This is a genomic window from Vibrio sp. J1-1, assembly GCF_021728395.1.
Classification (GTDB): domain Bacteria; phylum Pseudomonadota; class Gammaproteobacteria; order Enterobacterales; family Vibrionaceae; genus Vibrio.
Map to the genome: position 1 here is coordinate 51,887 of NZ_JAKKCM010000010.1, position 26,103 is coordinate 77,989.

Genomic DNA, 26,103 nt, shown 5'->3' on the forward strand with positions numbered 1-26,103 from the left:
CCTGAGCCAAAGCTCGGAGAACAAATATGACTAAAGCCATCAGTATGGACGCATTGCTGTCCTCTTGGGTTGATTGCCCAAGTTTAGCGTCCGTTCTTGTCTCTGAACTGGAACTCGACAGTCGACGAGTTCAACCCGGTATCACCTTTGTTGCGATTGTTGGGCACGTAGTGGATGGAAGGAAGTTTATTCCGTCGGCAGTTCAACAAGGTGCAAATGCGGTTATCGCACAAGCGTGTGAGAATAAAACGCACGGCACCATAGAGTTGGTCGATGAAGTTCCGGTTATTTATTTGAGTGATTTGGATAAATGTCTGTCCGCAATGGCAGGGCAGCTTTATCGCTATCCAACAATGGAGCTTATTGGTGTTACAGGGACCAATGGCAAGACAACCATCACCCAATTGATTGCGCAGTGGATTGAACTCATCGGTTCTAAAGCGGCGGTGATGGGGACGACGGGGAATGGTTTCTTAGATCATTTGCAAGCAGCTGCAAATACCACCGGCAACGCCGTGGAAATTCAACACACGCTCGCGTCATTAGCTGAGCAGGGAGCAAAATACACCGCGCTGGAAGTCTCTTCTCATGGATTAGTGCAAGGGCGAGTGAAAGCCCTGTCATTTTCGGCTGGGGTGTTTACCAACCTTAGCCGTGATCACCTCGACTATCATGGCACGATGGAAGAGTACGCAAGCGCTAAATTTAGCCTCTTTACCCAGCATCAGTGTGAAAAAGCCATCATTAACGTTGATGATGAAGTCGGTGCAGCTTGGGCCAAAGATCTTTCAAATTCGATTGCGGTCTCTTTAGTGCCGACAAATGAGTTTACAAACGCCTTATGGGCCAGCAACGTCACGTATGCAGAATCCGGTATCACTATCGATTTTGGCGGCATGTTTGGTCGCGGCACCTTATATGCGCCTTTGATTGGGGAGTTCAACGCTGCGAATTTGATGTTAGCGTTTGCGACTTTGCTAAGCTTAGGTTTTGACAAACAAGAGCTTTTGGCGACGGCCAATCAGCTGCAACCGGTATTAGGTCGAATGGAACTGTTCCAGACTGATAACCGAGCAAAAGTCGTGGTTGACTACGCGCACACCCCAGATGCTTTAGAAAAAGCGTTGCAAGCGCTGCGCGTGCATTGTGAAGGAGAGCTGTGGGCGATCGTCGGATGTGGCGGAGATCGTGATGCCGGTAAACGTCCAATGATGGCAGAAATTGCAGAGCGCTTGGGTGACAAAGTTGTGTTAACGGACGACAACCCGCGTAGCGAAAGCCCTGAACTTATCGTCAAAGATATGTTGGCTGGATTATCTAAACCGAACGAGGCGATTATTCAGCATGATCGTTTCAAGGCTCTGTCTTATGCCCTCAATAATGCGTCAGCCCAAGACATTATTTTGCTGGCTGGTAAAGGCCACGAAGACTATCAAATTCGTAATGGCGAAACGATCCATTATTCGGATAGAGAATCCGCAATGCAGCTATTAGGACTGTCATCATGATTAAAGTAACCTTGTCTAAACTTGCTGAAATCACACATGGTGAATTAGTCGGTGAAGATATCGCTATTGCTGCGGTTTCAACCGATACGAGAACCATTGAGAGTGGCTCGATGTTTGTCGCACTAGTGGGTGAACGATTTGATGCGCATGACTTTTGCCAGCAGGCGGTTGATGCGGGAGCGGGTGCTCTGTTGGTGCAAAAGCGTCTCGATGTGAATGTACCTCAACTCGTTGTGGCTGACAGTAAAGTCGCTCTCGGTGAAATCGCAGCTTGGGTTCACCAATCTTGCCAGACTCCTACCGTTGCCATTACGGGGAGCTGCGGTAAAACCACAGTAAAAGAAATGGTGGCGAGTATTCTGCAGTTGAAAGGTCAGGTGTTGTTCACCGCTGGTAACTTCAATAATGATATTGGTGTGCCGTTAACCTTGCTACGTTCTCAAGCAGACGATGATTACGCTGTCATTGAATTGGGTGCAAACCATATCGGTGAAATTGCCTATACGACGCAATTGGTGAAACCGGATATTGCTTTGGTCAACAATGTTGCTGCCGCACACCTTGAAGGGTTTGGTTCCATTGAAGGGGTTAAACAAGCGAAAGGCGAAATCTACCAAGGCTTGTCTGTTGGCGGAGTAGCGATTGTCAATCTGGATAGTCAGGGTGATGCGTTATGGCAATCTGTTCTTGCCGATAAGAAGGTGATCACTTTTTCGCAAAGTAACACTCAAGCAGATTTCTATGCTTCCGATATAGAAATGGATCAAGAAGGTAAAGCCAGATTCACTCTGCATCTCGCAGAAGATGGACAAGAAATTGAACTATCTCTGGGGATTATTGGTCAACACAATGTTGCGAATGCGATTGCGGCTGCAATCATTGCACTACAAATGGGTGCGAGGATCGAAGAAATTCAATCTGGCCTGTTGCACTTGAATAAAGTGAAAGGCCGAGTAGACGTTGAGCAACTGAGTCAGTCCATCAAGCTGATTGATGACAGCTACAACGCCAGCGTTCCCGCAATGAAAGCTGCTGTGGACTTATTGGCTGCTTTCAAGGGACAACGTTGGTTGATTTTAGGCAATATGGCGGAATTGGGTGAGGAAAGTCTTGCACTTCATCGTCAAGTCGGGGAACATGCTGCCCCACAAAAATTTGAACACGTTCTCACGTATGGTGCGGACGCAAGGGTGATCAGTGACCTGTGCGACGGAACCCACTTTGAGACACATCAAGATATGATTGACTACATCAAGCAGCATCTAGACCAAACCGTTTCTGAAAACCACACCATGTTGGTTAAGGGAGCGAACGGTGCTCGTATGTTTGAAGTCGCTGCTGCTTTGAAGGAGTATTTTTAATGATTATCTGGCTTGCCGAGCTGCTACAGCCATACTTCTCTTTTTTCCGATTGTTTGAATACCTGTCTTTTCGAGCAATTTTAAGTGTATTAACTGCCCTAGGCCTGTCGCTCTGGATGGGGCCTATCATGATCAAGCGATTGCAAATGCTGCAAATCGGTCAGGTAGTACGTAACGAAGGTCCTGAATCTCACTTTAGTAAGCGTGGTACGCCGACTATGGGCGGTATCATGATTTTAGCTGCGATTTCTATCACCATTCTGCTTTGGGCTGATTTATCAAATCCTTATGTTTGGGCGGTACTTGCGGTGCTACTCGGCTATGGTGCTGTCGGGTTTGTTGATGATTACCGTAAAGTAGTGCGTAAGAATACCGATGGTTTGATCGCGCGCTGGAAATACTTTTGGCAGTCGTTAATTGCATTTGTGGTGGCGTTCGCTCTTTACGCTTACGGCAAAGATACTGCTGCAACTCAACTTGTAGTGCCATTCTTTAAAGATGTCATGCCTCAAATGGGGATGTTGTACATTATTTTCACTTATTTTGTGATTGTCGGCACGAGTAACGCGGTAAACCTGACTGATGGTCTGGATGGCTTGGCGATTATGCCAACGGTTCTGGTAGCTGCGGGCTTTGCTGTTATTTCTTGGGCGACGGGGAACGTTAACTTCTCTGAATACTTGCATATCCCTTACCTTCCTCACGCTTCTGAACTTGTGGTGGTGTGTACGGCGATTGTTGGTGCTGGTCTTGGCTTTTTGTGGTTCAACACTTACCCAGCGCAAGTATTCATGGGCGATGTAGGCTCACTTGCTTTGGGCGGTGCGCTAGGCACCATCGCAGTATTGGTTCGTCAGGAATTTGTACTGGTTATCATGGGTGGTGTTTTTGTGATGGAAACCCTGTCGGTTATTCTTCAGGTGGGTTCTTACAAACTACGTGGTCAGCGTATTTTCCGCATGGCACCTATCCATCACCACTATGAACTTAAAGGTTGGCCAGAGCCTCGCGTTATCGTGCGTTTCTGGATTATTTCTATTGTTCTTGTTCTGATTGGTCTAGCAACACTGAAGGTGCGTTAATCGCGCCTTCTCAGACAAGAGTTACAGTGTGAACAAATATGGAACGTTGGCAAAACATACATAGTGTTGTCGTCGTAGGGCTCGGTATTACCGGGCTCTCTGTCGTTAAACACCTAAGAAAAAATCAGCCACAGCTGGTGGTTAAAGTCATTGATACTCGAGCTAATCCTCCGGGGGCTGACCGCCTTCCTGAAGAGATTGAACTGCACAGCGGTGGCTGGAATACCACGTGGCTTGCAGAGGCCGATTTGGTGGTGACTAACCCTGGTATCGCGCTTGCGATGCCTGAAATTCAGTCCGTATTAAGCCAGGGGATCCCCGTTGTCGGTGATATTGAACTGTTTGCTTGGGCCGTCACTAAGCCCGTCGTTGCGATTACCGGCTCAAATGGTAAAAGCACGGTAACAGATTTAACTGGCGTAATGGCAAAAGCCGCTGGGTTAAGCGTTGGTGTTGGCGGCAATATTGGCGTTCCTGCGCTCGATCTACTTGATCAAGAAGCTGACTTGTATGTGCTTGAGCTTTCTAGCTTCCAGTTGGAAACCACTTCTAGCCTTAAGTTAAAAGCGGCGGCATTTCTGAATCTTTCAGAAGATCATATGGATCGCTATGAAAGCATGGCCGATTACCGATCAGCAAAATTGCGTATTTTTAATCATGCTGAGCTTGCGGTAGTGAATCGAGATGATCAGGAAACCTTGCCTGATCATGACATGCCAGTGGTTACCTTCGGTGGCGATGAGCAAGCATTTGGTTTACAAACCGATGGTGAGAAAACCTGGTTACTTGACCACGGCCAGCGCGTGATTGCCAGTGATGAACTCAAGCTTGTCGGTAAGCACAATTTAGCGAACGTACTGGTTGTATTGGCACTGCTTAAGGCTGTGGGTGTTGATTGTCACAACACATTGAATACACTAAAAAATTACACCGGACTGACACACCGTTGCCAGGTTGTTGAAGATAATCAAGGTGTTAAATGGGTCAATGACTCTAAGGCAACCAATATTGCTAGCACGATGGCGGCGTTATCGGGGCTGGAGCTGACTGGTAAGTTGTATCTACTGGTTGGTGGTGTTGGTAAAGGCGCAGATTTCACGCCATTAGAACCGATTTTCGCGACGCTTAATCTACAGCTGTGTTGTTTTGGCGCGGATGGTGATGAGTTCTTACCATTGCATTCATCTGCGATTCGTTTCAACACGATGGAAGATGTGATTCAGCAGATATCTTCACAGTTAAAAGCGGGTGATATGGTGATGCTGTCTCCTGCATGTGCTAGCTTTGATCAATTCGACAACTTTATGGCAAGAGGTGATGCATTCGCCGCGCTTGCTAAAAAATACGCATAATAATTGAAGGTCACTCGTTTCGTGAGTTTAGGTAACGTTAAACACAACATCAGTAATTGGCTCAGGCAGCCTGCACCAGAGGCGCTGTTTGATCGCCAATTGGTGTGGATTGCGTTGGGGTTGATGTTGACGGGATTGATCATGGTAACGTCGGCTTCTTTTCCTATCAGCTCACGCCTGACCGAACAGCCTTTCCATTTTATGTTCCGTCACGCCACTTTTCTTGTACTTGCGTTGATCACATCAGCGGTGATTCTCCAAGTTCCTTTAGAAGAGTGGTTCAAGCGCAGTCACTATTTGCTTTGGCTCTCTTTTACCCTGCTTATCATCGTGTTGCTTGCGGGTAAGTCTGTAAATGGTGCCTCTCGATGGATACCTTTGGGGCTGTTTAACTTACAGCCTGCGGAAGTCGCAAAACTGTCCCTGTTTATCTTCATGTCTGGCTATTTAGTGCGTAAGCAAGACGAAGTACGTCAAACCTTCTTTGGCGGCTTTATGAAGCCAATCATGGTGTTTGCATTTTTTGCCGTACTATTGTTGGGACAGCCAGACTTGGGAACGGTCGTGGTAATGCTGGTGACTTTGTTCGGTATGCTGTTTATTGCGGGTGCAAAGTTGACCCAGTTTCTCGCACTGATGGTTGCTGGTATTGGTGCGGTGGTCGGTTTGATTCTGGTCGAGCCTTACCGTATGCGACGCGTAACTTCCTTTCTTGACCCTTGGGAAGACCCATTTGGCAGTGGCTATCAGTTGACGCAATCTTTGATGGCGTTTGGTCGTGGTGAATGGTTTGGTCAAGGGCTTGGTAACTCTATTCAGAAACTCGAATACCTACCAGAAGCGCACACCGACTTTGTATTCGCCGTATTGGCAGAAGAGCTTGGTTTTGTTGGTGTTGTACTGGTGCTGATGTTGATATTTAGTCTGGTACTGAAAGCCGTTTATATCGGTAAGCGCGCTTTTGAAAGCGGCGAAATCTTTGGCGGCTACCTCGCATTTGGTATTGGTATTTGGTTTGCGTTCCAGACACTGGTTAACGTAGGCGCTGCCGCAGGTATTGTACCAACCAAAGGTTTGACACTTCCGCTAATCAGTTATGGTGGTTCCAGTCTGATTATTATGTCCGTTGCAGTATCTATATTGCTGCGCATCGATCACGAATGCCGCTTGAAACGCGAGCAACAACAATCAGAACAACAAACTCATGAAGAAAACTAAACGTTTGATGGTGATGGCTGGTGGTACTGGCGGTCACGTATTTCCGGGGCTTGCCGTTGCTAAGCAATTGCAGGAGCAAGGTTGGGAGATTCGCTGGTTAGGCACGGCGGATCGAATGGAAGCGGATTTGGTACCAAAGCATGGTATTGAAATCGACTTCATCAAAGTGAAAGGCTTGCGAGGTCAGGGCGTTAAGCGTCTTCTGGCAGCGCCATTCCAAATTATCAATGCCATTATGCAAGCACGTACTCATATGAAGCAGTGGCAGCCGGATGCAGTTTTGGGCATGGGGGGTTACGTGAGTGGACCCGGCGGCGTTGCAGCTTGGTTAAGTGGTATTCCAGTTGTACTTCATGAACAAAATGCCGTTGCAGGTTTGACTAACCAATGGTTGTCTAAGATCGCTAAAAAAGTATTTCAGGCCTTTCCTGGTGCTTTCCCGAAGGCTGAGGTTGTCGGGAATCCTGTACGCGAAGATGTGACTCAACTGGCTGATCCAGCTCTTCGTATGCAAGGCCGCCAAGGACCGATTCGGATCTTGGTGATGGGGGGGAGCCAAGGCGCTCGTATTCTCAACCAAACTTTACCTGAGGTAATGGCTAACTTAGGTGAAGAGTACTGTATTCGTCATCAAGCGGGTAAAGGCGCAGCACAAGAGGTGCAAGCCGCCTATCAGGAACACAACGTGGTTAATGCCGAAGTGACCGAATTTATTGATGATGTAGCGGAAGCGTATTCATGGGCAGACCTACTGGTGTGTCGCTCAGGCGCATTGACGGTCTCTGAAGTTTCTGCCGCTGGTGTAGGTGCTATTTTCGTACCGTTTATGCATAAAGACCGTCAACAGGCACTCAATGCGGATCACTTAGTCGAGTGCGGGGCGGCGAAAATGATTGAACAACCAGTGTTTAAAGTTGAGTCACTCACTCAGCAAATCCAAAAGTTAGATCGCAAAACTTTACTAGAGATGGCTCAGCATGCACGTGGTGCCGCTAAACTGGACGCCGACAAAACTGTCGCACAAGCCATCGTCGCTTTGACTGAAAAGCGTTAATGAATTATCGAGAATAGAAACAGATGACTATTGAACATACACAAGACTTAGCTCAGATTCGCGCCATGGTTCCAGAAATGCGTCGCGTGAAATCAATCCACTTCATCGGTATCGGTGGTGCGGGAATGAGCGGCATTGCTGAGGTGCTCCTAAACGAAGGTTATCAAATTACCGGTTCTGATCTTGCAAAGAATGCGGTGACTGAACGATTAGCCACGAAAGGCGCAACCATCTTTATCGGGCATCAGGCAAGCAATGTTGAGCAAGCAAGTGTTGTTGTTGTTTCTACGGCTATTAACGAAGAAAACCCAGAAGTGATGGCGGCGCGTGAGCTACGTATTCCGATTGTTCGTCGCGCTGAGATGCTAGCTGAGCTGATGCGTTTTCGTCATGGCATTGCTGTTGCAGGTACACATGGTAAGACCACAACTACAGCACTTGTGACGCAAATTTATTCAGAAGCAGGTCTTGATCCAACGTTTGTTAACGGTGGCTTGGTGAAAAGTGCAGGGACCAACGCACGTCTTGGCTCTAGCCGCATTCTTATTGCAGAAGCGGATGAAAGCGATGCGTCATTCCTTCACCTTCAGCCAATGGTGAGTATTGTCACCAACATCGAAGCCGATCATATGGATACTTACGGTGGTGATTTTGAAACCCTGAAGCAAACCTTCATCGACTTTCTGCATAATCTTCCATTTTATGGTCAAGCGATTGTTTGTATTGATGATCCTGTGGTTCGTGAGTTAATTCCGCGTATTAGCCGTCAGGTGATTACCTATGGTTTCTCTGAAGACGCGGATGTACGGATCGAGAATTACCACCAAGAAGGCCAGCAAGGTAAATTTACGGTTGTTCGTAAAGGCCGAGCTGATCTTAATATCACCCTGAATATCCCGGGTCGTCATAATGCTCTCAACGCATCAGCCGCAATCGCAGTTGCAACGGAAGATGACATTGAAGATGACGCGATCCTCAAAGCAATGGCAGGCACGCAAGGAACGGGACGTCGTTTTGATCACCTTGGTGAATTTGATACGGGTAACGGCCATGCGATGCTGGTGGATGATTACGGTCACCACCCAACTGAGGTTGGCGTAACGATCAATGCCGCACGTAGCGGCTGGCAAGACAAGCGCTTGGTAATGATTTTCCAACCGCACCGCTACAGTCGAACCCGTGATTTATATGATGATTTTGCCAATGTACTTGAGCAGGTCGATGTGCTGATTATGTTGGATGTGTATTCTGCGGGTGAAAAGCCTATTGCAGGTGCAGATGGACGCGCATTATGCCGCACAATTCGCAGTAGAGGTAAGCTAGACCCAATTTTTGTTCCAGAAATCGAGCATTTACCGTCAGTTTTGGCTAACGTTATACAAGACGGAGACCTAATTTTAACGCAAGGTGCAGGCGATGTTGGTAAAGTGGCTAAACAACTGGCAGCTCTTGAGTTAAATGTTAATAAAATGATGGGATAAGCTGGAATTCGTTCTGAGCTTTAAGATAAAGACCTAGATCTCGATTTTGCGCCAACAACATTGTGATTTATTGTTATCAGTGTTTGATAGTTTATTAGAGCTCAGTATAATCTCAAGGTTAAAGTCATTGCTTTTGTTAGTGTGTTATTAACATGAGCAGGGTAGGCGACAAAGGTCAGGATACGAAGACGTTGTTGAATATTGCACTAAATGAAGAGCGACAAAACACGGATAATAATCGTGGTCGCAAAAATAAAATCTTAGGTGCGCTATTTTTCGTCGTAGTTTTGACTTTAATTAGTTCTGTTTTGTACTCGGCGATCAGTTGGATGTGGGATGACCAAAGACTTCCTCTATCCAAAATAGTGCTCCAAGGAGAGTTGGAGTATATCAAAGCTGATGATGTTCAAACTGCATTCAGCAGAATTGACCACATTGGTACGTTTATGTCGCAAGACATCGATGTATTACAGCAAAGTGTTGAAGCCTTGCCATGGGTTGCTCATGCAGCGATTCGAAAGCAATGGCCAGATACAGTAAAAGTTTTTTTGACAGAACATCATCCTGAAGCCATCTGGAATGGCAACGAGTTGTTGGATAAAAACGGCTTGGTATTCGATGGGGATGTTGGTCTGGTAAAGGAAGATAAAGTTAAGCTGTATGGACCTAAAGATAGCGGATCGGAGGTTTTACAAACCTACCGTGAATTGAGTCCTAAGTTTCAGCAATTAGGTTTAGCGATATCGTCTCTGGTGTTAAATGAGCGACGAGCTTGGCAAATCATCCTTGAAAACGGTATTCGATTAGAGCTCGGTAAAGAGTCCCTTCTTGAGCGTATAGAGCGTTTTTTCTCACTCTATAACAAGCTTGGTAGTGACACGCAAAGAATCAGTTATATCGATCTCAGGTACGATACAGGAGCTGCAGTCGGTTGGTTTCCTGAAGAAGAGTTAGAAGAGAGTACAGATGACTAAGGCCGCAGACGACAACATTATTGTTGGTCTTGATATAGGCACTGCAACCGTATCAGCTCTAGTGGGCGAAATTTTACCAGATGGCCAAATTAATATAATTGGTGCGGGTAGTAGCCCTTCGCGCGGCATGGACAAAGGTGGCGTGAATGACTTGGAGTCGGTTGTAAAATCAGTACAACGCGCAATTGATCAAGCTGAGTTAATGGCCGAGTGCCAAATCAGCCGAGTATTCATTTCGTTGTCTGGTAAGCATATCGCAAGCCGAATCGAAAAAGGTATGGGTACGATATCTGATGAGGAAGTTTCTCAAGAGGATATGGACAGAGCTATCCATACTGCAAAATCAATTAAAATCGGTGATGAACAACGAATCCTTCATGTGATTCCACAAGAGTTTACCATCGATTACCAGGAAGGTATTAAAAACCCGCTTGGTCTCTCTGGGGTAAGAATGGAAGTGAGTGTCCATCTTATCACATGCCATAATGACATGGCGCGCAATATCATTAAGGCGGTAGAACGTTGCGGCCTTAAGGTAGAGCAACTTGTATTTTCTGGGCTTGCTGCAAGTAATGCAGTAATTACCGAGGATGAAAGAGAGCTTGGAGTTTGTGTGGTCGATATTGGCGCCGGCACGATGGATGTTGCAATCTGGACGGGTGGTGCGCTACGTCACACAGAAGTATTTTCGTACGCGGGAAATGCGGTAACAAGCGATATTGCTTTTGCTTTTGGTACGCCAGTAAGCGATGCTGAAGAAATAAAAGTAAAATATGGCTGTGCTTTAAGTGAACTGGTCAGTAAGGATGACACGGTTAACGTTCCAAGCGTAGGTGGCCGACCTTCACGTAGTCTGCAACGTCAAACATTGTCAGAAGTGATAGAGCCACGCTACTCTGAGCTTATGGGACTGGTTAACCAAACGATCGATACCGTTCAGGCAAAATTACGCGCAGAGGGCATTAAGCACCATCTGGCAGCCGGTGTAGTACTGACTGGCGGCGCTGCGCAAATGGACGGGGTGGTCGAATGTGCGGAACGCGTATTCCGCAATCAAGTAAGGGTCGGCAAACCGCTTGAAGTCAGCGGCTTAACTGACTATGTAAAAGAGCCGTACCATTCTACGGCAGTTGGATTACTTCATTACGCAAGAGACATGCAGTCCAGCGACGATAGCGATTATAATGAACCTAAACGCTCATCTGTTACTGGCTTTTTCGGTAAATTGCGTAACTGGATACAAAAAGAGTTTTAACCTGAGTTGCAGGATAAACGGAGACAACACATGTTTGAACCGATGATGGAAATGTCTGACGATGCAGTAATCAAGGTCGTTGGAGTTGGTGGCGGCGGTGGTAACGCTGTTGAACACATGGTGCGTGAATCCATCGAAGGTGTGGAATTCATCAGCGTTAACACTGATGCGCAAGCACTTCGTAAGACAAGCGTTGGCAATGTTATTCAGATTGGTGGTGATATCACCAAAGGTCTGGGTGCAGGTGCGAATCCACAGGTCGGCCGTGAGGCAGCTCTCGAAGATAGAGACAGAATTAAAGATTCCCTAACTGGTGCCGATATGGTGTTTATCGCGGCTGGTATGGGTGGTGGTACAGGTACTGGTGCAGCTCCTGTGATCGCTGAAGTAGCGAAAGAGCTAGGCATTCTTACTGTTGCCGTGGTAACGAAACCATTCAGCTTTGAAGGTAAGAAGCGTTTAGCGTTTGCAGAACAAGGTATCGATGAGCTTTCTAAACACGTTGACTCATTGATTACGATTCCAAACGAAAAGCTACTTAAAGTTCTTGGTCGTGGCGTGACGTTGCTAGAAGCGTTTGCAAGTGCGAATGACGTTCTTAAAAACGCAGTACAAGGTATTGCGGAACTGATTACTCGCCCTGGTATGATCAACGTCGACTTTGCCGACGTACGTACTGTTATGTCTGAAATGGGTCACGCAATGATGGGTAGTGGTATCGCGAAAGGCGAAGACCGCGCTGAAGAAGCGGCTGAGATGGCAATTTCTAGTCCACTTCTGGAAGACATCGATCTGGCTGGTGCACGTGGTGTTCTTGTTAACATTACTGCTGGCTTGGATATGCGTCTTGATGAGTTTGAGACAGTGGGTAATACGGTTAAAGCATTTGCTTCTGACAATGCAACTGTGGTTATCGGTACTTCTCTAGACCCAGATATGACGGATGAAATCCGTGTAACGGTTGTAGCTACGGGTATTGGTAACGAGAAAAAACCAGATATCACCCTTGTTGCTGGCGGTAAAGCGAACGTAGCATCAACTGCACAAGCTCAACCACAACAACAAGCAATGGCAACTCAAGCTGAAGAAAAACCGGCACAAACCTTGCAGCCTCAAGCGCAAGAGAAGCCACAGGTTACTCCTCAGCCGACAAATACAGCGTCTTCTGCTCCTGCAACGTCGAGCCAAAGCTCTGCGGCACCAAAGCAAGAGAAAGAGAGCGGCTATTTGGATATTCCGGCATTCTTGCGTCGTCAGGCTGATTAATCTTTAACCCATAAATTTGACAGAGCTCAAAATTATGGTAGCATTCACGGTCGACGTTACAGACGACCGTGTTATGTAGCACATTTTAAAGAGGCAAGCAGATGATCAGACAACGTACTCTGAAAGAAATAGTGAAAACAACTGGTGTGGGTCTCCACTCTGGTCGTAAAGTCACGCTTACTCTGCGCCCGGCTGCTGCAAATACAGGTATCATTTACCGTCGTACAGATGTAAATCCACCTGTAGATTTCCCAGCTGATCCTGCGTCTGTTCGTGACACTATGCTTTGTACTGCATTAGTTAACGACGAAGGCGTGCGTATTTCAACAGTTGAGCACTTGAATGCTGCGCTCGCTGGTATGGGTATCGACAACATTGTTGTTGAAGTAGACGCTCCTGAAATTCCAATTATGGATGGTAGCGCAAGCCCATTTGTATACTTGCTTCAGCAAGCCGGTATCGAAATGCAAAATGCTCCTAAGCGTTTTATCCGCATTAAAAAACCAGTTCGTTTCGAAGATGGCGATAAATGGGCAGAGTTTGTTCCGTTTAACGGTTTCCGTATGGACTTTGAGATTGACTTTAACCACCCTGCAATTGAATCTGACGAGCAGCGTCTACTGTTTGACTTCTCATCTAAAGGGTTTGTTCGCGAGATTTCTCGTGCACGTACGTTTGGTTTTATGCGTGATATCGAATATCTACAGTCTCAGAACCTAGTTTTGGGGGGGAGCTTTGATAACGCTATCGTACTGGATGATTACCGAATTCTTAATGAGGAAGGATTGCGTTTTGACAATGAGTTCGTTACTCATAAAGTGTTGGATGCAATTGGTGACCTTTATATGTGTGGACACCCGATTATTGGTGAGTTCCGTGCATTCAAATCAGGCCACGGTCTAAACAACCAACTTCTACGTGCTGTTCTGGCTGATCAGGAAGCATGGGAATGGACAACATTCGAAGAAGAAGCTGGCTCTCCAGTCGCATTTGCTGAGCCAAATATGGTACTAGCATAAGCTTAAACTGAATTTAAAAAAACCAGGTCGCGACCTGGTTTTTTTCTATCCAAAATTTGTTTCAGGCGGCTATTTTTGCGATTTTTCTGCCATGTCAGCCAGTCTTTTCAGACGTTCCTGAATTTTAGGCGGTGCCATATCGGCAATGACCATTAAAGATTTGGCCGCTGATTCCGTTAACGGTGGTCGCTTGGGCCTATCCTCTTGCTCGGAACGGTTTCTGTATAAAGACGGGTTAATCCTCACCTCAACACTCATTAGCTTTGCATAACCTTGGGTACGGAGTCTATTGAGGATCATTAGTCGATCGTAGTCAATTTTCATTTTGATGGCTGCGCTGGACACATCGATCAACAGGTGACCGTTACGAACATTGGCTACCCGGCAATGATCAGCCGTGCCTTTAGGCAAAATATCCTGTAAGGCTTTGTTGAGCTGCAAGATTTCTCCAGCATGCTCTTGAATCTTCTTAAACTGAGATTCAGCAATAACATCCTCTGTCGAGGTTGGTCGATGATCACGCATAGGTAAAATCTAATTTTGTGGATATATCGCTATTCTAGAGCAGCTTTCTATCTAGGTATAGTTTACATTGGCGTCTTTATTCCAATTGGTTTGGAAGCCGGATAATGAAAGCAAAATTGATAGATTGGAGAGTTACAGTTGAAAACTTGGCTAATCTGTCACCACTTTCAATAAAATTTACAGAGTGCTTCAAACAAATAGGTCTATTTATGGTTGTATCGATTAAAAATCCTTACACTAGGCCCCAATGTTTCTAAATTTAGCCTTGAAATATGGATGTTTGGACTCAATATCATTTGTTAAATGATTTATATCAGTATTCTTAGTACCAAACTGGCAGAGACTGAAGGCATTACGAGTAGATCGGGAACGGTCTGATGAAAGAGAGATTCACGAAAAATGATAACTAAGCTACTGACAAAAGTTATTGGCAGTCGCAACGATCGAACACTGCGCCGCCTTAGAAAAATTGTAAAAGAAATTAATAACTATGAGCCGACATTTGAAGCTCTATCTGATGAAGAACTAAAAGCAAAGACTGTTGAATTCCGCGAGCGTCTGGACAAAGGTGAAACTCTTGATCAACTCCTTCCAGAAGCTTTTGCTACGGTTCGTGAAGCGTCTAAACGTGTTTACGGCATGCGTCACTTCGATGTACAGCTTATTGGTGGTATGGTCCTGAATGCAGGTCAAATTGCGGAAATGCGTACAGGTGAAGGTAAAACTTTAACTGCAACTCTTCCAGCTTACCTGAACGCATTAGCGGGTAAAGGCGTTCATGTTGTAACCGTGAATGATTACTTGGCTAAACGTGACGCAGAGACAAACCGTCCATTATTTGAATTCTTAGGTATGAGCGTTGGCATCAACGTGCCAAACATGCCACCTCAAGAGAAAAAAGAAGCGTATCAAGCGGATATCCTTTACGGAACAAACAACGAGTTTGGTTTTGATTACCTTCGTGACAACATGGCTTTCCGCAATGAAGATCGCGTACAGCGCGAGCGCTTCTTTGCTGTAGTCGATGAGGTTGACTCAATTCTTATCGATGAAGCTCGTACTCCTCTTATCATTTCTGGTCCTGCTGAAGACAGCTCTGAGCTATATACTCGAATTAACTTGCTGATTCCGCATCTTGAGAAACAAGATCAAGAAGATTCAGAAGAATACCGTGGTGATGGTCACTACACGTTAGATGAAAAATCGAAACAAGTTTACCTGACTGAAACGGGCCAAGAGTTTGTCGAAGAACTTCTGGTTAAGAACGGTTTGATGGGAGAGGGCGACACACTTTACTCTCCAACCAATATCAGCCTACTTCACCACGTGAACGCCGCGCTACGAGCTCATGTATTGTTTGAACGTAATGTTGATTACATCGTTACTGAAGACGGTGAAGTGGTTATCGTAGATGAGCACACGGGTCGTACCATGCCTGGCCGTCGTTGGTCTGAAGGTCTTCACCAAGCAGTAGAAGCGAAAGAAGGCGTTAAGATTCAGAACGAAAACCAGACGCTGGCATCCATCACATTCCAGAACTACTTCCGTTTGTACGAGAAGCTGTCAGGTATGACAGGTACAGCAGATACTGAAGCGTTTGAGTTCCAGTCTATCTATGGTTTGGAAACGGTTGTTATTCCAACCAATAAACCAATGATTCGTGATGATATGCCGGATGTGGTGTACCGTACAGAAGCTGAAAAGTTTGCCGCAATCATTGAGGATATCAAAGAGCGCGTAGCAAAAGGTCAGCCATCGCTCGTTGGTACAGTATCGATTGAGAAATCTGAGCTGCTGTCTAATGCACTTAAGAAAGCCAAAATTAAGCACAACGTACTGAACGCTAAATTCCACGAGAAAGAAGCAGAGATCGTTGCTGAAGCGGGTATGCCGGGCGCTGTCACTATCGCTACAAACATGGCGGGTCGTGGTACCGATATCGTGCTTGGTGGTAGCTGGCAATCTAAAGTTGAAACGTTGGAAAATCCGACTCAAGAGCAAATTGACGCGATTAAAGCGGATTGGAACGTTGTTCACGATAAAGTACTGCAAGCAGGTGGCCTGCACATTATCGGTACAGAGCGCCACGAATCTCGTCGTATCGATAACCAGTTACGTGGTCGTTCTGGTCGTCAGGGTGATGCAGGTTCTTCACGTTTTTACCTATCAATGGAAGACTCGTTACTGCGCATCTTTACTTCAGACCGCATGGCAAGTCTGATCCAAAGTGGTATGGAAGAAGGCGAAGCGATCGAATCTAAAATGCTGTCTCGTTCGATTGAAAAAGCGCAGCGTAAAGTGGAAGGTCGTAACTTCGACATTCGTAAACAGCTACTTGAATACGATGACGTTGCGAACGATCAGCGTAAAGTCGTTTACGAGCTACGTGATGAGTTGATGAGTGTTGACGATATCAGCGACATGATCGAGCAGAACCGCGAAGACGTCATGACGGCGATCATCGATGAGTACATTCCACCACAATCTCTGGAAGATATGTGGGATGTTGAAGGTTTGCAGGAACGCCTGAAAGCGGACTTCGATCTGGATGCGCCAATTAAGCAATGGCTTGAAGAAGATGACAAACTTTACGAAGAAGCTCTTCGTGAAAAGATCATTACACTGGCTGTTGAAGTCTACAAAGCGAAAGAAGAAGTCGTTGGTGCGCAAGTACTACGTAACTTCGAGAAATCTGTCATGCTACAGACGTTGGATACGCTTTGGAAAGAACACTTGGCTGCAATGGATCACTTGCGTCAAGGTATTCACTTACGTGGTTACGCACAGAAGAACCCGAAACAAGAGTACAAGCGTGAGTCGTTTGAGCTGTTCGAAGGTTTGTTAGACGCGCTGAAATCTGATGTTATCACGGTACTGTCTCGTGTACGTGTTCAGCAGCAAGAAGAAGTTGAGCGTATGGAAGAGCAACGTCGTGCACAAGCAGAAGAAGCAGCGCGCCGTGCACAAGCTCAACATGCGGCTGCAGAAAGTCAGCTTGCTGATGGTGAAGAGTCGGAAGGCGCACACCAACCGGTTGTTCGTGATGAGCGCAAAGTGGGTCGTAATGAGCCTTGTCCATGTGGCAGCGGTAAAAAGTACAAACAGTGCCACGGAAAAATTGACTAAATGAGCTTGGTCACTTATTGATAGAGAGTCGCTTAGGCGGCTCTTTTTTTAAGTAAATTTTATTGCTCCAACTCTTGTTATCTTCATGTAGGCTTGGAGCATTTCAGCGTTAGGAAGTATTCTCCATGAAAAGAATTCACATCGTTGCGGCGATCATTTTTAACCAAGATAAATCGCAGATCTTCATTACTAAACGTCCTGACGATAAACATAAAGGCGGATTTTGGGAATTTCCTGGTGGCAAAGTGGAGCCTGAGGAGTCTGTTGAACAAGCCATGATTCGCGAGTTAGAAGAAGAAGTAGGGATAAAAGTGACGGAGCAGTCTCTGTTTGAACACCTTGAATACGACTACCCAGACAAATCCCTGAAGTTCGACTTTATCTCTGTTACTGCTTTCGAACATAAACCATATGGTAAGGAAGGCCAGGAAGGACGCTGGGTTGATATCAAAAGCTTGCCTGAATATGCATTTCCGGAAGCAAATGTGCCAATCCTTGAACGCGTCGTACAAGAGTTTTCTTCATAGTTTAGGCATTAAGTATCTTGTGGTTCGCAAGGGATGTTGTTAGTTTAAAAAGATTGAGCGAAATGTGAGAAAACGAGAATAGATCTCGTGATCCAGAGAAGGAGATAAAACGCAATGGTTCGTATTGCAATCGCAGGAGCTGCTGGCCGCATGGGGCGCAACTTGGTCAAAGCCTCACACCATCATCAAGAAGCATCAGTAACAGCTGGATCTGAGCGTCCTGAATCATCACTCGTTGGTGTTGATATCGGTGAGCTTTGTGGTGAAGGTAAGTTTGATGTTGTATTGACGGATGATCTTGCTAAAGACGTGGATAACTTTGATGTCATTATCGACTTTACTGCACCAGTAAGCACTTTGGCTAACCTTGAGCTATGCAAACAGCATGGTAAGAGCATGGTGATTGGCACCACCGGTTTTAGTGAAGAAGAACGTGCGTTTATTGATGAAGCTGCGAAGCAAGTTCCTGTTGTAATGGCTCCTAATTACTCTGTTGGTGTTAACCTAGTATTCAAGCTGCTGGAAAAAGCAGCCAAAGTAATGGGTGATTACTGTGATATCGAAATCGTTGAAGCACACCATCGCCATAAAGTGGATGCCCCATCAGGTACAGCAATTGGTATGGGAGAAGCTATTGCTGGTGCGATGGGCAACAATCTTAATGATGTAGCGGTTTATGCTCGCGAAGGCATTACTGGTGAACGTACCAAAGACGAGATTGGTTTTGCCACCATTCGCGCTGGTGATATTGTTGGTGAACACACCGCGATGTTTGCTGATATTGGTGAGCGAGTTGAAATCACACACAAAGCAACTGATCGCATGACCTTTGCAAATGGCGCAGTGAAGGCAGCGGTTTGGCTAAGCGCTAAACCGGCAGGCTTTTATACGATGACTGATGTACTGGGTTTGAATGAACTTTAATTACATAATTATTCGCCGGCGTAAGCCGGCTTTTTTACACCTCTAGGTATAGATGTAAAATAAATGATTAAATGTTGCCAGAGTTTCCATTGTGGTTAAGTGCTCTTTTTAGTGCTTTTGTTATGTATACGGTCTATATGGCTTAAAAAGTACAGTTATTTTTGATTAGTTAACGTTTGCGTAAAAATCTTATCTAATTTTGTGATCTGTAGAAAGTTCAAATTTGTAAAATTCACAAAAAAGTCACCCCTTCCCAGCTAAAGGTAACTAAAACTTGTTATTTTGGGGGTTATTCTATCCAAACGCCCTTACTCGCTAGAAATCCATCATTTATTTTTAATTGTTTATTGACAGGTTTCCAGTCCGTCTTTAGAATACCGCCAATTTGTCTGAAATACCTATTTATGTCTATTTTATAGGTAAAGGAAGGCATTGATTGCAGTTTGATTTATTTTTTTTGCATTTTTATTCTGGAGGTTGTCTTGGGTAATTTAGCACTGTTAGTCCTAGAAGATGGGACAGTGTTCCGCGGAGTGTCCATTGGGGCAGATGGCGTATCCGTCGGTGAAGTCGTTTTCAATACCTCGATGACGGGGTATCAAGAAATCCTCACTGATCCTTCCTATTCTCAGCAAATCGTTACTCTTACTTATCCTCACATTGGCAATACCGGAACCACTTCCGAAGATGAAGAATCCTCTTCAATTCATGCACAAGGCCTTGTGATTCGCGATCTTCCACTTATCGCTTCTAATTTCCGTAATGAGCAATCTCTTTCTGACTACCTGAAATCACAAAACATTGTTGGCATCGCCGACATAGATACGCGCAAGCTGACTCGTATCTTGCGTGAGAAAGGTGCGCAGAATGGTTGTATCGTCGCTGGCGACAACTTAGATGAAGCTTTGGCATTAGCGAAAGCTAAAGAATTCCCTGGCTTAAAAGGAATGGACCTTGCGAAAGAAGTTACAACAAAAGAAGCGTATCAATGGAAACAAGGCTCGTGGACGCTTGAAGGTGGACTTCCAGAAGCGAAAGATGACAGCGAGTTACCGTACCACGTCGTTGCATACGATTTCGGAGCGAAGCGAAACATCCTACGCATGTTGGTTGACCGAGGATGCCGCTTAACGGTTGTACCTGCTGAAACTTCAGCAGAAGAAGTGCTGGCTCTTAACCCAGATGGCGTTTTCCTATCAAACGGCCCTGGCGATCCAGAACCATGTACTTACGCGATTGAAGCAACAAAAGTGTTCCTAGAAAAAGGTCTACCTATCTTTGGTATCTGTCTGGGTCACCAAATTCTGGCGTTAGCGTCGGGTGCACAAACTGTGAAAATGAAGTTTGGTCATCACGGTGCGAACCACCCAGTTAAAGATTTAGATCGTAACGTTGTAATGATTACCTCTCAAAACCACGGTTTTGCAGCGGATGAAGCAACGCTACCGGAAAACCTACGTGCAACTCACGTATCTCTATTTGACGGCTCTCTGCAGGGTATCCACCGTACAGATAAGCCAGCATTTAGCTTCCAAGGTCACCCAGAAGCGAGCCCAGGTCCACATGACGCAGCACCGCTTTTTGACCACTTTATCGAACTAATCAAAACACACAGCGCTTAATTCGGAGTAGTAGATAATGCCAAAACGTACTGACATTCAAAGTATTCTAATTCTTGGTGCTGGTCCGATTGTTATCGGTCAGGCATGTGAGTTTGACTACTCTGGCGCACAAGCGTGTAAAGCACTTCGTGAAGAAGGTTACCGAGTTATCCTTGTTAACTCGAACCCTGCAACGATCATGACAGATCCAGAGATGGCTGATGCGACTTACATCGAGCCAATCCAATGGGAAGTAGTACGCAAGATCATCGAGAAAGAACGCCCAGACGCGGTACTGCCAACCATGGGTGGTCAGACTGCGCTTAACTGTGCGCTAGAGCTAGAGAAGCACGGTGTTCTTGAAGAGTTCGGCGTAGAAATGATTGGTGCAACGGCTGACGCGATTGATAAAGCAGAAGACCGTTCTCGCTTTGATAAAGCAATGAAGTCTATCGGCCTTGAGTGTCCTCGCGCAGATACCGCGAAGAGCATGGAAGAAGCTTACAAAGTTTTAGACATGGTTGGCTTCCCTTGTATCATCCGTCCATCATTTACGATGGGTGGTACTGGTGGTGGTATCGCTTACAACAAAGAAGAGTTCGAAGAAATTTGTCGTCGTGGTCTGGATCTTTCTCCAACCAATGAACTGCTTATCGATGAATCGCTAATCGGTTGGAAAGAATACGAAATGGAAGTGGTTCGTGATAAAGCGGACAACTGTATCATCGTATGTTCAATCGAGAACTTCGACCCTATGGGCATCCACACGGGTGACTCAATCACAGTTGCACCAGCGCAAACTCTGACTGACAAAGAATACCAGCTAATGCGTAATGCATCGCTAGCGGTTCTGCGTGAAATTGGTGTTGAGACTGGTGGTTCAAACGTACAGTTTGGTATCAACCCGAAAGATGGCCGTATGGTTATCATCGAGATGAACCCACGTGTATCTCGTTCATCTGCTCTAGCGTCAAAAGCGACTGGTTTCCCAATCGCGAAGATTGCAGCGAAACTTGCTGTTGGCTTTACTCTGGATGAGCTACAAAACGACATCACAGGTGGCGCAACGCCAGCATCATTCGAACCAACTATCGACTACGTTGTGACTAAGATTCCTCGCTTTAACTTCGAGAAATTTGCGGGCGCAAACGACCGTCTGACAACACAGATGAAGTCGGTAGGTGAGGTGATGGCGATTGGTCGTAACCAACAAGAATCTCTTCACAAAGCACTGCGTGGCCTAGAAGTTGGTGCAACTGGCTTTGATGAAATGGTTGACCTAGAAGCACCAGACGCACTAACTACGATTCGCCACGAGCTAAAAGAAGCGGGCGCAGAGCGTATTTGGTACATCGCAGACGCATTCCGTGCGGGTATGTCTGTTGATGGCGTATTCAACCTGACTAACATTGACCGCTGGTTCCTGGTTCAAATTGAAGAATTAGTGAAACTAGAAGAAGAAGTGAAAGCAGGCGGTTACGCTGGCTTGACCAAAGACGTTCTTCGTCTACTGAAGCGTAAAGGCTTCTCTGATGCTCGCCTATCTAAACTACTTGGTGTTGCTGAAAGTGAAATTCGTCGCGCTCGTGAACAGTTCGACATTCACCCGGTTTACAAGCGTGTGGATACTTGTGCAGCAGAATTTTCTTCTGACACGGCTTACATGTACTCATCTTACGATGAAGAGTGTGAAGCAAACCCAACAGACAAAGACAAGATCATGGTTCTTGGTGGCGGTCCAAACCGTATCGGCCAAGGCATCGAATTCGATTACTGTTGTGTTCACGCATCGCTAGCACTGCGCGAAGACGGTTACGAAACCATTATGGTTAACTGTAACCCAGAAACGGTATCTACTGACTACGATACGTCTGACCGCTTGTACTTCGAACCAGTAACTCTGGAAGATGTACTGTCTATTGCTCGCGTTGAAAAGCCAAAAGGTGTGATTGTTCAATACGGTGGTCAAACGCCACTGAAACTGGCTCGTGCACTAGAAGCGGCTGGCGTGCCAATCATTGGTACTAGCCCAGACGCAATCGACCGCGCAGAAGACCGTGAGCGCTTCCAAGCAGCTGTTGAGCGTTTAGGTCTTCTACAACCACAAAACGCTACTGTAACGGCGATGGAGCAAGCGGTTGAGAAGTCAAAAGAAATTGGCTTCCCATTGGTTGTTCGTCCATCTTACGTACTCGGTGGCCGTGCGATGGAAATCGTATACGACGAGCAAGATCTACGTCGCTACTTCAACGAAGCAGTAAGCGTATCGAACGAGTCTCCAGTACTGCTAGACCGTTTCCTAGATGATGCTACTGAAGTTGACATCGACGCAATCTGTGATGGTGAGCGCGTTGTTATCGGCGGTATCATGGAGCACATTGAGCAAGCGGGTGTTCACTCAGGTGACTCAGCATGTTCACTTCCTGCTTACACGCTAAGTCAGGAAATCCAAGACAAGATGCGTGAGCAAGTTGAGAAGTTAGCCTTTGAACTAGGCGTACGTGGTCTGATGAACACGCAGTTTGCGGTGAAAGACAACGACGTTTACCTAATCGAAGTTAACCCTCGTGCTGCGCGTACCGTACCATTCGTTTCGAAAGCGACGGGTGCACCACTAGCGAAAATCGCTGCACGTGTAATGGCGGGTCAATCTCTAGAGTCACAAGGCTTTACTAAAGAGATTATTCCTCCTTACTACTCTGTGAAAGAAGTGGTTCTACCGTTCAACAAATTCCCTGGTGTTGACCCACTATTGGGCCCAGAAATGCGCTCAACAGGTGAAGTAATGGGTGTTGGTACAACGTTCGCAGAAGCTTATGCAAAAGCAGAACTAGGTTGTGGTGCCGTTTACCCTGAAGGTGGCCGTGCGCTACTGTCAGTACGTGAAGGCGATAAAGAGCGTGTTGTTGACTTGGCTTCTAAGCTAGTGAAACTAGGCTACCAGTTGGATGCGACACACGGTACTGCTGTGATTCTAGGCGAAGCGGGTATCAACCCACGTCTGGTAAACAAAGTACACGAAGGTCGTCCACACATTCTTGACCGTATCAAGAACAACGAATACACCTACATCGTAAACACGGCTGCTGGTCGTCAAGCGATTGAAGATTCGAAAGTTCTACGCCGCGGTGCACTAGCAGAGAAAGTGAACTACACAACGACCCTGAACGCAGCGTTTGCAACGTGTATGTCTCACACAGCTGATGCGAAAGCATCTGTGACTTCTGTTCAAGAGCTACACGCTAAAGTGAAAGCAAGTCTAGAAGCGTAATAGATAAAAATCAGTAAGCTCGTTAATCAGGGCTTATATGACAACCTCATTGCCCGCTCATTTGAGCGGGCTTTTTTGTTTTAGACGTTCCCGATTACAGCTGATGAAAATCTGGAATAGGTTGGTGTCTTGCCTTTCCTTTTGCTCTTCGTTTGATTAATGCTACCGTTGCCTTCCTTTTGGTATCTCATTGACAAGGAAGCATTAGTGGAAATCACGTTTGAGGTTTTAGTCGCACTGTTTTTTGTAGCATCAGCAGCTGGCTTTATTGATGCTATGGCTGGTGGAGGAGGTCTGTTGACGCTTCCTGCGTTACTGGCAGCTGGGCTCAGCCCGACTCAAGCGTTGGCAACCAATAAGCTGCAAAGCTCATTCGGCAGTTTTTCCGCGAGTTGGTATTTTGTGCGAAATGGCATCGTCAGCTTAAAAGAGATGCGCATTGCTATCTTGTGTACTTTCGTTGGTTCCGCAATCGGCGCTGAGGCGGTGCAGTTTGTCGACGCGGGTGTGCTTACCAGCTTGATTCCCGTTTTTCTCATTGCGATTTCACTCTATTTTTTGCTGGCACCAACAACGAAAAATACAGGTGGTGATCCAAAACTATCAGAGGCAATGTTCGCGTTGTTTATTGGTGGTGGCGTAGGCTTTTACGATGGCTTTTTTGGCCCCGGAACCGGATCGATCTTTACGGTTTGTTTTGTTGTTCTCGGCCACTTCTCTTTAGTTTATGCAACCGCACGGACCAAGATCCTTAACTTCACATCTAATATTGCAGCACTGTTGTTTTTTGTATTAGCTGGTCTGCCTGTATGGGAGATAGGGTTGACCATGGCTGTTGGTGGTTTTATTGGTGCTCAACTTGGGGCAAAAGTGGTGGTGACGAAGGGACAGAAATGGATTCGCCCTCTAGTGATCACCATGTCGATGTTGATGGCACTAAAACTTCTTTGGCAACAACATCAGCAATGGATTCTATCAGTGTTTTAACCCGTTGATTACGATAGGTGTTATGGCGAAGGCAAACGTGAATAGGGCGGATAAGGTGTGCTAACTGGTCGAACTCAAAGCGGTATTTTTCGTCGATTTTGAGTGTATTGATGATAGATTTTGGAATCAAAGCGGGTGCCATACCAGCTAATGCCAATTGTGCTGCTGCGGTATAGGAGTCCATTTCCATGATTGGCTCAATATTGTGCTTAGACAGAATCGCTTGCTGATACGTATTGGCAGGATTACTTAAATCATTGGTCACCACTGCTGTAGGTAAAGTAGTCAGTGGATGCTTGCTAATGATAGAGAAGGGTTCATCGGCGAGGTGAAAGCTCATCAAACCGTGATGAGGGGGTAAATAGCCAGCACAGAACCCAAGCGTTGCTTTGCCTGACTTTACATTTTCTATGATTCTTGGGGTGTGGTTGGTGGAAATGCGAAGATAAGGATCGTCTGAAAATCGCTCTTCCATGATCAAACTCAGATAGCCAGCGACTAACGTTTCAGAGCAATCCAGTTTAATTAACGACGTATCTTCGATCACTTGTTGATCGTGAATTTGACCGATTAACTCATTGAAGGTTGGTTCAATCGTAGCAATGAGTGCAAGTGCGTCTGATGTGAGTTTGATATGCCTACCGCTTGGCTCAATAAGCTTTTTCCCGATTTTCTTTTCCAAGTTGGCAATGCGTTTGCTCACGGCAGACTGGCTAATGTACAACTGACTGCCAGTTCGGCTCATTGTCTTCTCTCTGCTCAGAACAAGTAATGTCTCAATGCCTTCTAGTAACATACCAATCGATGAAAATAGGGAATAGTAGGTCTAATTTAACCAAATGTAGAATAGTAAGCGAGCATAACAGTACAAATAAAAAGAGCCGATGTTAGGACCGGCTCTTAAAAATGTTCTTGGCGAGGGGCGTTAACGATTGATTGCGAATGTAGGCAAAGACAAGTGCCAGCGGATCGCACCAAGACGGATAATCAATGTTGAGCTTACGCCAGCGATTAGGGCTGTTGAGTGGTCATACCCCATCGCGACAGCTGTTGTATGGAATATCCCTCCAATAATACAGGCTGTTGCATACACTTCACTTCTCAATACCATCGGCACCTCTCGTGCCAGTACATCACGTATGATGCCGCCACCACACCCAGTAATAACGCCCATGATTACAGCGACCATTCCTGAAGCATTATAAGCCAACGCTTTTTCTACTCCGATACCGACGAAGACAGCAAGACCAATGGCATCACAAACAGGTAAAACCCACCAAGAAACGCGCTTGGGACGGCGCACTATCAACATGGTTAATAGACAGGTGATAAAGATAACCCAGAGGTAGGTCGTGTCAGTAACCCAGAATACAGGTGTAGCACCCAGTGCCATATCTCGGATTGTTCCACCACCAATAGCGGTGACGCTTCCGAGCACAATGACGCCGAATGGATCCATCTTTAACCGACCAGCCAGTAATACACCAGAAATGGCGAATACAGCGGTGCCGAATAAGTCGATCATGTAAAGCAGCATGGAGTCCATGTTACTTGGTACCTTTAACAAAGTGA

General features: G+C 46.0%; 20 protein-coding genes. 17 read left to right on the top strand and 3 right to left on the bottom strand.

Annotation, left to right across the window (positions count from 1 at the left end; translation table 11 throughout):
* Positions 1–26: 26 nt before the first annotated feature.
* The 11 genes from murE to lpxC all read left to right on the top strand — a co-directional run bounded on the left by murE (position 27) and on the right by lpxC (position 13,570).
* On the top strand, positions 27–1,508 hold the full coding sequence (murE, locus tag L3V31_RS16120; protein WP_237317364.1) for a UDP-N-acetylmuramoyl-L-alanyl-D-glutamate--2,6-diaminopimelate ligase: 1,482 nt from the start codon (positions 27–29) through the stop codon (positions 1,506–1,508).
* On the top strand, positions 1,505–2,869 hold the full coding sequence (gene murF / locus L3V31_RS16125) for a UDP-N-acetylmuramoyl-tripeptide--D-alanyl-D-alanine ligase (protein WP_237317366.1): 1,365 nt from the start codon (positions 1,505–1,507) through the stop codon (positions 2,867–2,869). The genes murE and murF overlap by 4 nt, the downstream gene beginning before the upstream one ends.
* Positions 2,869–3,951, top strand: coding sequence for a phospho-N-acetylmuramoyl-pentapeptide-transferase (gene mraY, locus L3V31_RS16130; RefSeq protein WP_014230799.1), 1,083 nt, complete (start codon positions 2,869–2,871; stop codon positions 3,949–3,951). Before murF ends, mraY begins: the two co-directional genes overlap by 1 nt.
* Positions 3,952–3,989: 38 nt before the next feature.
* Entirely contained in the window at positions 3,990–5,303 is a 1,314-nt protein-coding gene (gene murD, locus L3V31_RS16135) for a UDP-N-acetylmuramoyl-L-alanine--D-glutamate ligase (protein WP_237317368.1), read from the top strand.
* Between the two features lie 21 nt (positions 5,304–5,324).
* On the top strand, positions 5,325–6,521 hold the full coding sequence (gene ftsW / locus L3V31_RS16140; RefSeq protein WP_237317370.1) for a cell division protein FtsW: 1,197 nt from the start codon (positions 5,325–5,327) through the stop codon (positions 6,519–6,521).
* Positions 6,508–7,575 carry an undecaprenyldiphospho-muramoylpentapeptide beta-N-acetylglucosaminyltransferase gene (murG, locus tag L3V31_RS16145; RefSeq protein ID WP_237317372.1) on the top strand — a complete coding sequence of 356 codons (1,068 nt, stop codon included), beginning with the start codon at positions 6,508–6,510 and terminating at the stop codon, positions 7,573–7,575. Before ftsW ends, murG begins: the two co-directional genes overlap by 14 nt.
* A 23-nt stretch (positions 7,576–7,598) precedes the next feature.
* Positions 7,599–9,056: a UDP-N-acetylmuramate--L-alanine ligase gene (gene murC, locus L3V31_RS16150; RefSeq protein WP_237317374.1), complete on the top strand. Its 1,458-nt coding sequence runs from the start codon at positions 7,599–7,601 to the stop codon at positions 9,054–9,056.
* 191 nt (positions 9,057–9,247) lie between these two features.
* Entirely contained in the window at positions 9,248–10,030 is a 783-nt protein-coding gene (locus tag L3V31_RS16155; RefSeq protein ID WP_237317527.1) for a cell division protein FtsQ/DivIB, read from the top strand.
* Positions 10,023–11,285 carry a cell division protein FtsA gene (ftsA, locus tag L3V31_RS16160; protein ID WP_014230805.1) on the top strand — a complete coding sequence of 421 codons (1,263 nt, stop codon included), beginning with the start codon at positions 10,023–10,025 and terminating at the stop codon, positions 11,283–11,285. Before L3V31_RS16155 ends, ftsA begins: the two co-directional genes overlap by 8 nt.
* A 30-nt stretch (positions 11,286–11,315) precedes the next feature.
* The gene (gene ftsZ / locus L3V31_RS16165) at positions 11,316–12,551 is read left to right on the top strand and encodes a cell division protein FtsZ (RefSeq protein ID WP_237317375.1); all 1,236 of its coding nucleotides are present in this window, start codon (positions 11,316–11,318) and stop codon (positions 12,549–12,551) included.
* 101 nt (positions 12,552–12,652) lie between these two features.
* Positions 12,653–13,570: a UDP-3-O-acyl-N-acetylglucosamine deacetylase gene (gene lpxC / locus L3V31_RS16170; RefSeq protein ID WP_237317377.1), complete on the top strand. Its 918-nt coding sequence runs from the start codon at positions 12,653–12,655 to the stop codon at positions 13,568–13,570.
* A gap of 69 nt (positions 13,571–13,639) precedes the next feature.
* Here lpxC and L3V31_RS16175 read toward each other — a convergent pair whose 3' ends face one another.
* Positions 13,640–14,095 carry a DciA family protein gene (locus L3V31_RS16175; protein WP_237317379.1) on the bottom strand — a complete coding sequence of 152 codons (456 nt, stop codon included), beginning with the start codon at positions 14,093–14,095 and terminating at the stop codon, positions 13,640–13,642.
* Positions 14,096–14,494: 399 nt separating this feature from the next.
* Between L3V31_RS16175 and secA the strand changes: the two genes are divergently transcribed.
* From secA to L3V31_RS16205, 6 genes are all read left to right on the top strand, one after another.
* Positions 14,495–17,221 carry a preprotein translocase subunit SecA gene (gene secA, locus L3V31_RS16180; RefSeq protein ID WP_237317381.1) on the top strand — a complete coding sequence of 909 codons (2,727 nt, stop codon included), beginning with the start codon at positions 14,495–14,497 and terminating at the stop codon, positions 17,219–17,221.
* 125 nt (positions 17,222–17,346) lie between these two features.
* The gene (gene mutT / locus L3V31_RS16185) at positions 17,347–17,748 is read left to right on the top strand and encodes an 8-oxo-dGTP diphosphatase MutT (protein ID WP_237317383.1); all 402 of its coding nucleotides are present in this window, start codon (positions 17,347–17,349) and stop codon (positions 17,746–17,748) included.
* A 114-nt stretch (positions 17,749–17,862) separates the two neighbouring features.
* Positions 17,863–18,672 carry a 4-hydroxy-tetrahydrodipicolinate reductase gene (gene dapB / locus L3V31_RS16190; RefSeq protein ID WP_237317385.1) on the top strand — a complete coding sequence of 270 codons (810 nt, stop codon included), beginning with the start codon at positions 17,863–17,865 and terminating at the stop codon, positions 18,670–18,672.
* A gap of 482 nt (positions 18,673–19,154) precedes the next feature.
* Entirely contained in the window at positions 19,155–20,294 is a 1,140-nt protein-coding gene (carA, locus tag L3V31_RS16195; RefSeq protein ID WP_237317387.1) for a glutamine-hydrolyzing carbamoyl-phosphate synthase small subunit, read from the top strand.
* 16 nt (positions 20,295–20,310) lie between these two features.
* Positions 20,311–23,544 carry a carbamoyl-phosphate synthase large subunit gene (carB, locus tag L3V31_RS16200; RefSeq protein WP_237317389.1) on the top strand — a complete coding sequence of 1,078 codons (3,234 nt, stop codon included), beginning with the start codon at positions 20,311–20,313 and terminating at the stop codon, positions 23,542–23,544.
* Positions 23,545–23,751: 207 nt separating this feature from the next.
* Positions 23,752–24,531: a TSUP family transporter gene (locus L3V31_RS16205; protein WP_237317391.1), complete on the top strand. Its 780-nt coding sequence runs from the start codon at positions 23,752–23,754 to the stop codon at positions 24,529–24,531.
* Here L3V31_RS16205 and L3V31_RS16210 read toward each other — a convergent pair.
* Positions 24,458–25,327, bottom strand: a complete 870-nt coding sequence (locus tag L3V31_RS16210; RefSeq protein ID WP_237317393.1) for a LysR family transcriptional regulator — start codon at positions 25,325–25,327, stop codon at positions 24,458–24,460. The two genes, L3V31_RS16205 and L3V31_RS16210, sit on opposite strands and share 74 nt — an antisense overlap.
* Before the next feature lie 129 nt (positions 25,328–25,456).
* Complete coding sequence (locus tag L3V31_RS16215) at positions 25,457–26,077, bottom strand: TRIC cation channel family protein (protein ID WP_237317394.1); 621 nt, start codon at positions 26,075–26,077, stop codon at positions 25,457–25,459.
* Positions 26,078–26,103: the final 26 nt, after the last annotated feature.

What these genes read in the sequence shown, in the direction of transcription:
- murE (WP_237317364.1), top strand. Translation starts at nt 27, where the DNA reads ATGACTAAAGCCATCAGTATGGACGCATTGCTGTCCTCTTGGGTTGAT.
- murF (WP_237317366.1), top strand. Translation starts at nt 1,505, where the DNA reads ATGATTAAAGTAACCTTGTCTAAACTTGCTGAAATCACACATGGTGAA.
- mraY (WP_014230799.1), top strand. Translation starts at nt 2,869, where the DNA reads ATGATTATCTGGCTTGCCGAGCTGCTACAGCCATACTTCTCTTTTTTC.
- murD (WP_237317368.1), top strand. Translation starts at nt 3,990, where the DNA reads ATGGAACGTTGGCAAAACATACATAGTGTTGTCGTCGTAGGGCTCGGT.
- murG (WP_237317372.1), top strand. Translation starts at nt 6,508, where the DNA reads ATGAAGAAAACTAAACGTTTGATGGTGATGGCTGGTGGTACTGGCGGT.
- murC (WP_237317374.1), top strand. Translation starts at nt 7,599, where the DNA reads ATGACTATTGAACATACACAAGACTTAGCTCAGATTCGCGCCATGGTT.
- ftsA (WP_014230805.1), top strand. Translation starts at nt 10,023, where the DNA reads ATGACTAAGGCCGCAGACGACAACATTATTGTTGGTCTTGATATAGGC.
- ftsZ (WP_237317375.1), top strand. Translation starts at nt 11,316, where the DNA reads ATGTTTGAACCGATGATGGAAATGTCTGACGATGCAGTAATCAAGGTC.
- lpxC (WP_237317377.1), top strand. Translation starts at nt 12,653, where the DNA reads ATGATCAGACAACGTACTCTGAAAGAAATAGTGAAAACAACTGGTGTG.
- L3V31_RS16175 (WP_237317379.1), bottom strand. Translation starts at nt 14,095, where the DNA reads ATGCGTGATCATCGACCAACCTCGACAGAGGATGTTATTGCTGAATCT.
- secA (WP_237317381.1), top strand. Translation starts at nt 14,495, where the DNA reads ATGATAACTAAGCTACTGACAAAAGTTATTGGCAGTCGCAACGATCGA.
- mutT (WP_237317383.1), top strand. Translation starts at nt 17,347, where the DNA reads ATGAAAAGAATTCACATCGTTGCGGCGATCATTTTTAACCAAGATAAA.
- dapB (WP_237317385.1), top strand. Translation starts at nt 17,863, where the DNA reads ATGGTTCGTATTGCAATCGCAGGAGCTGCTGGCCGCATGGGGCGCAAC.
- carB (WP_237317389.1), top strand. Translation starts at nt 20,311, where the DNA reads ATGCCAAAACGTACTGACATTCAAAGTATTCTAATTCTTGGTGCTGGT.
- L3V31_RS16210 (WP_237317393.1), bottom strand. Translation starts at nt 25,327, where the DNA reads ATGTTACTAGAAGGCATTGAGACATTACTTGTTCTGAGCAGAGAGAAG.
- L3V31_RS16215 (WP_237317394.1), bottom strand. Translation starts at nt 26,077, where the DNA reads ATGGACTCCATGCTGCTTTACATGATCGACTTATTCGGCACCGCTGTA.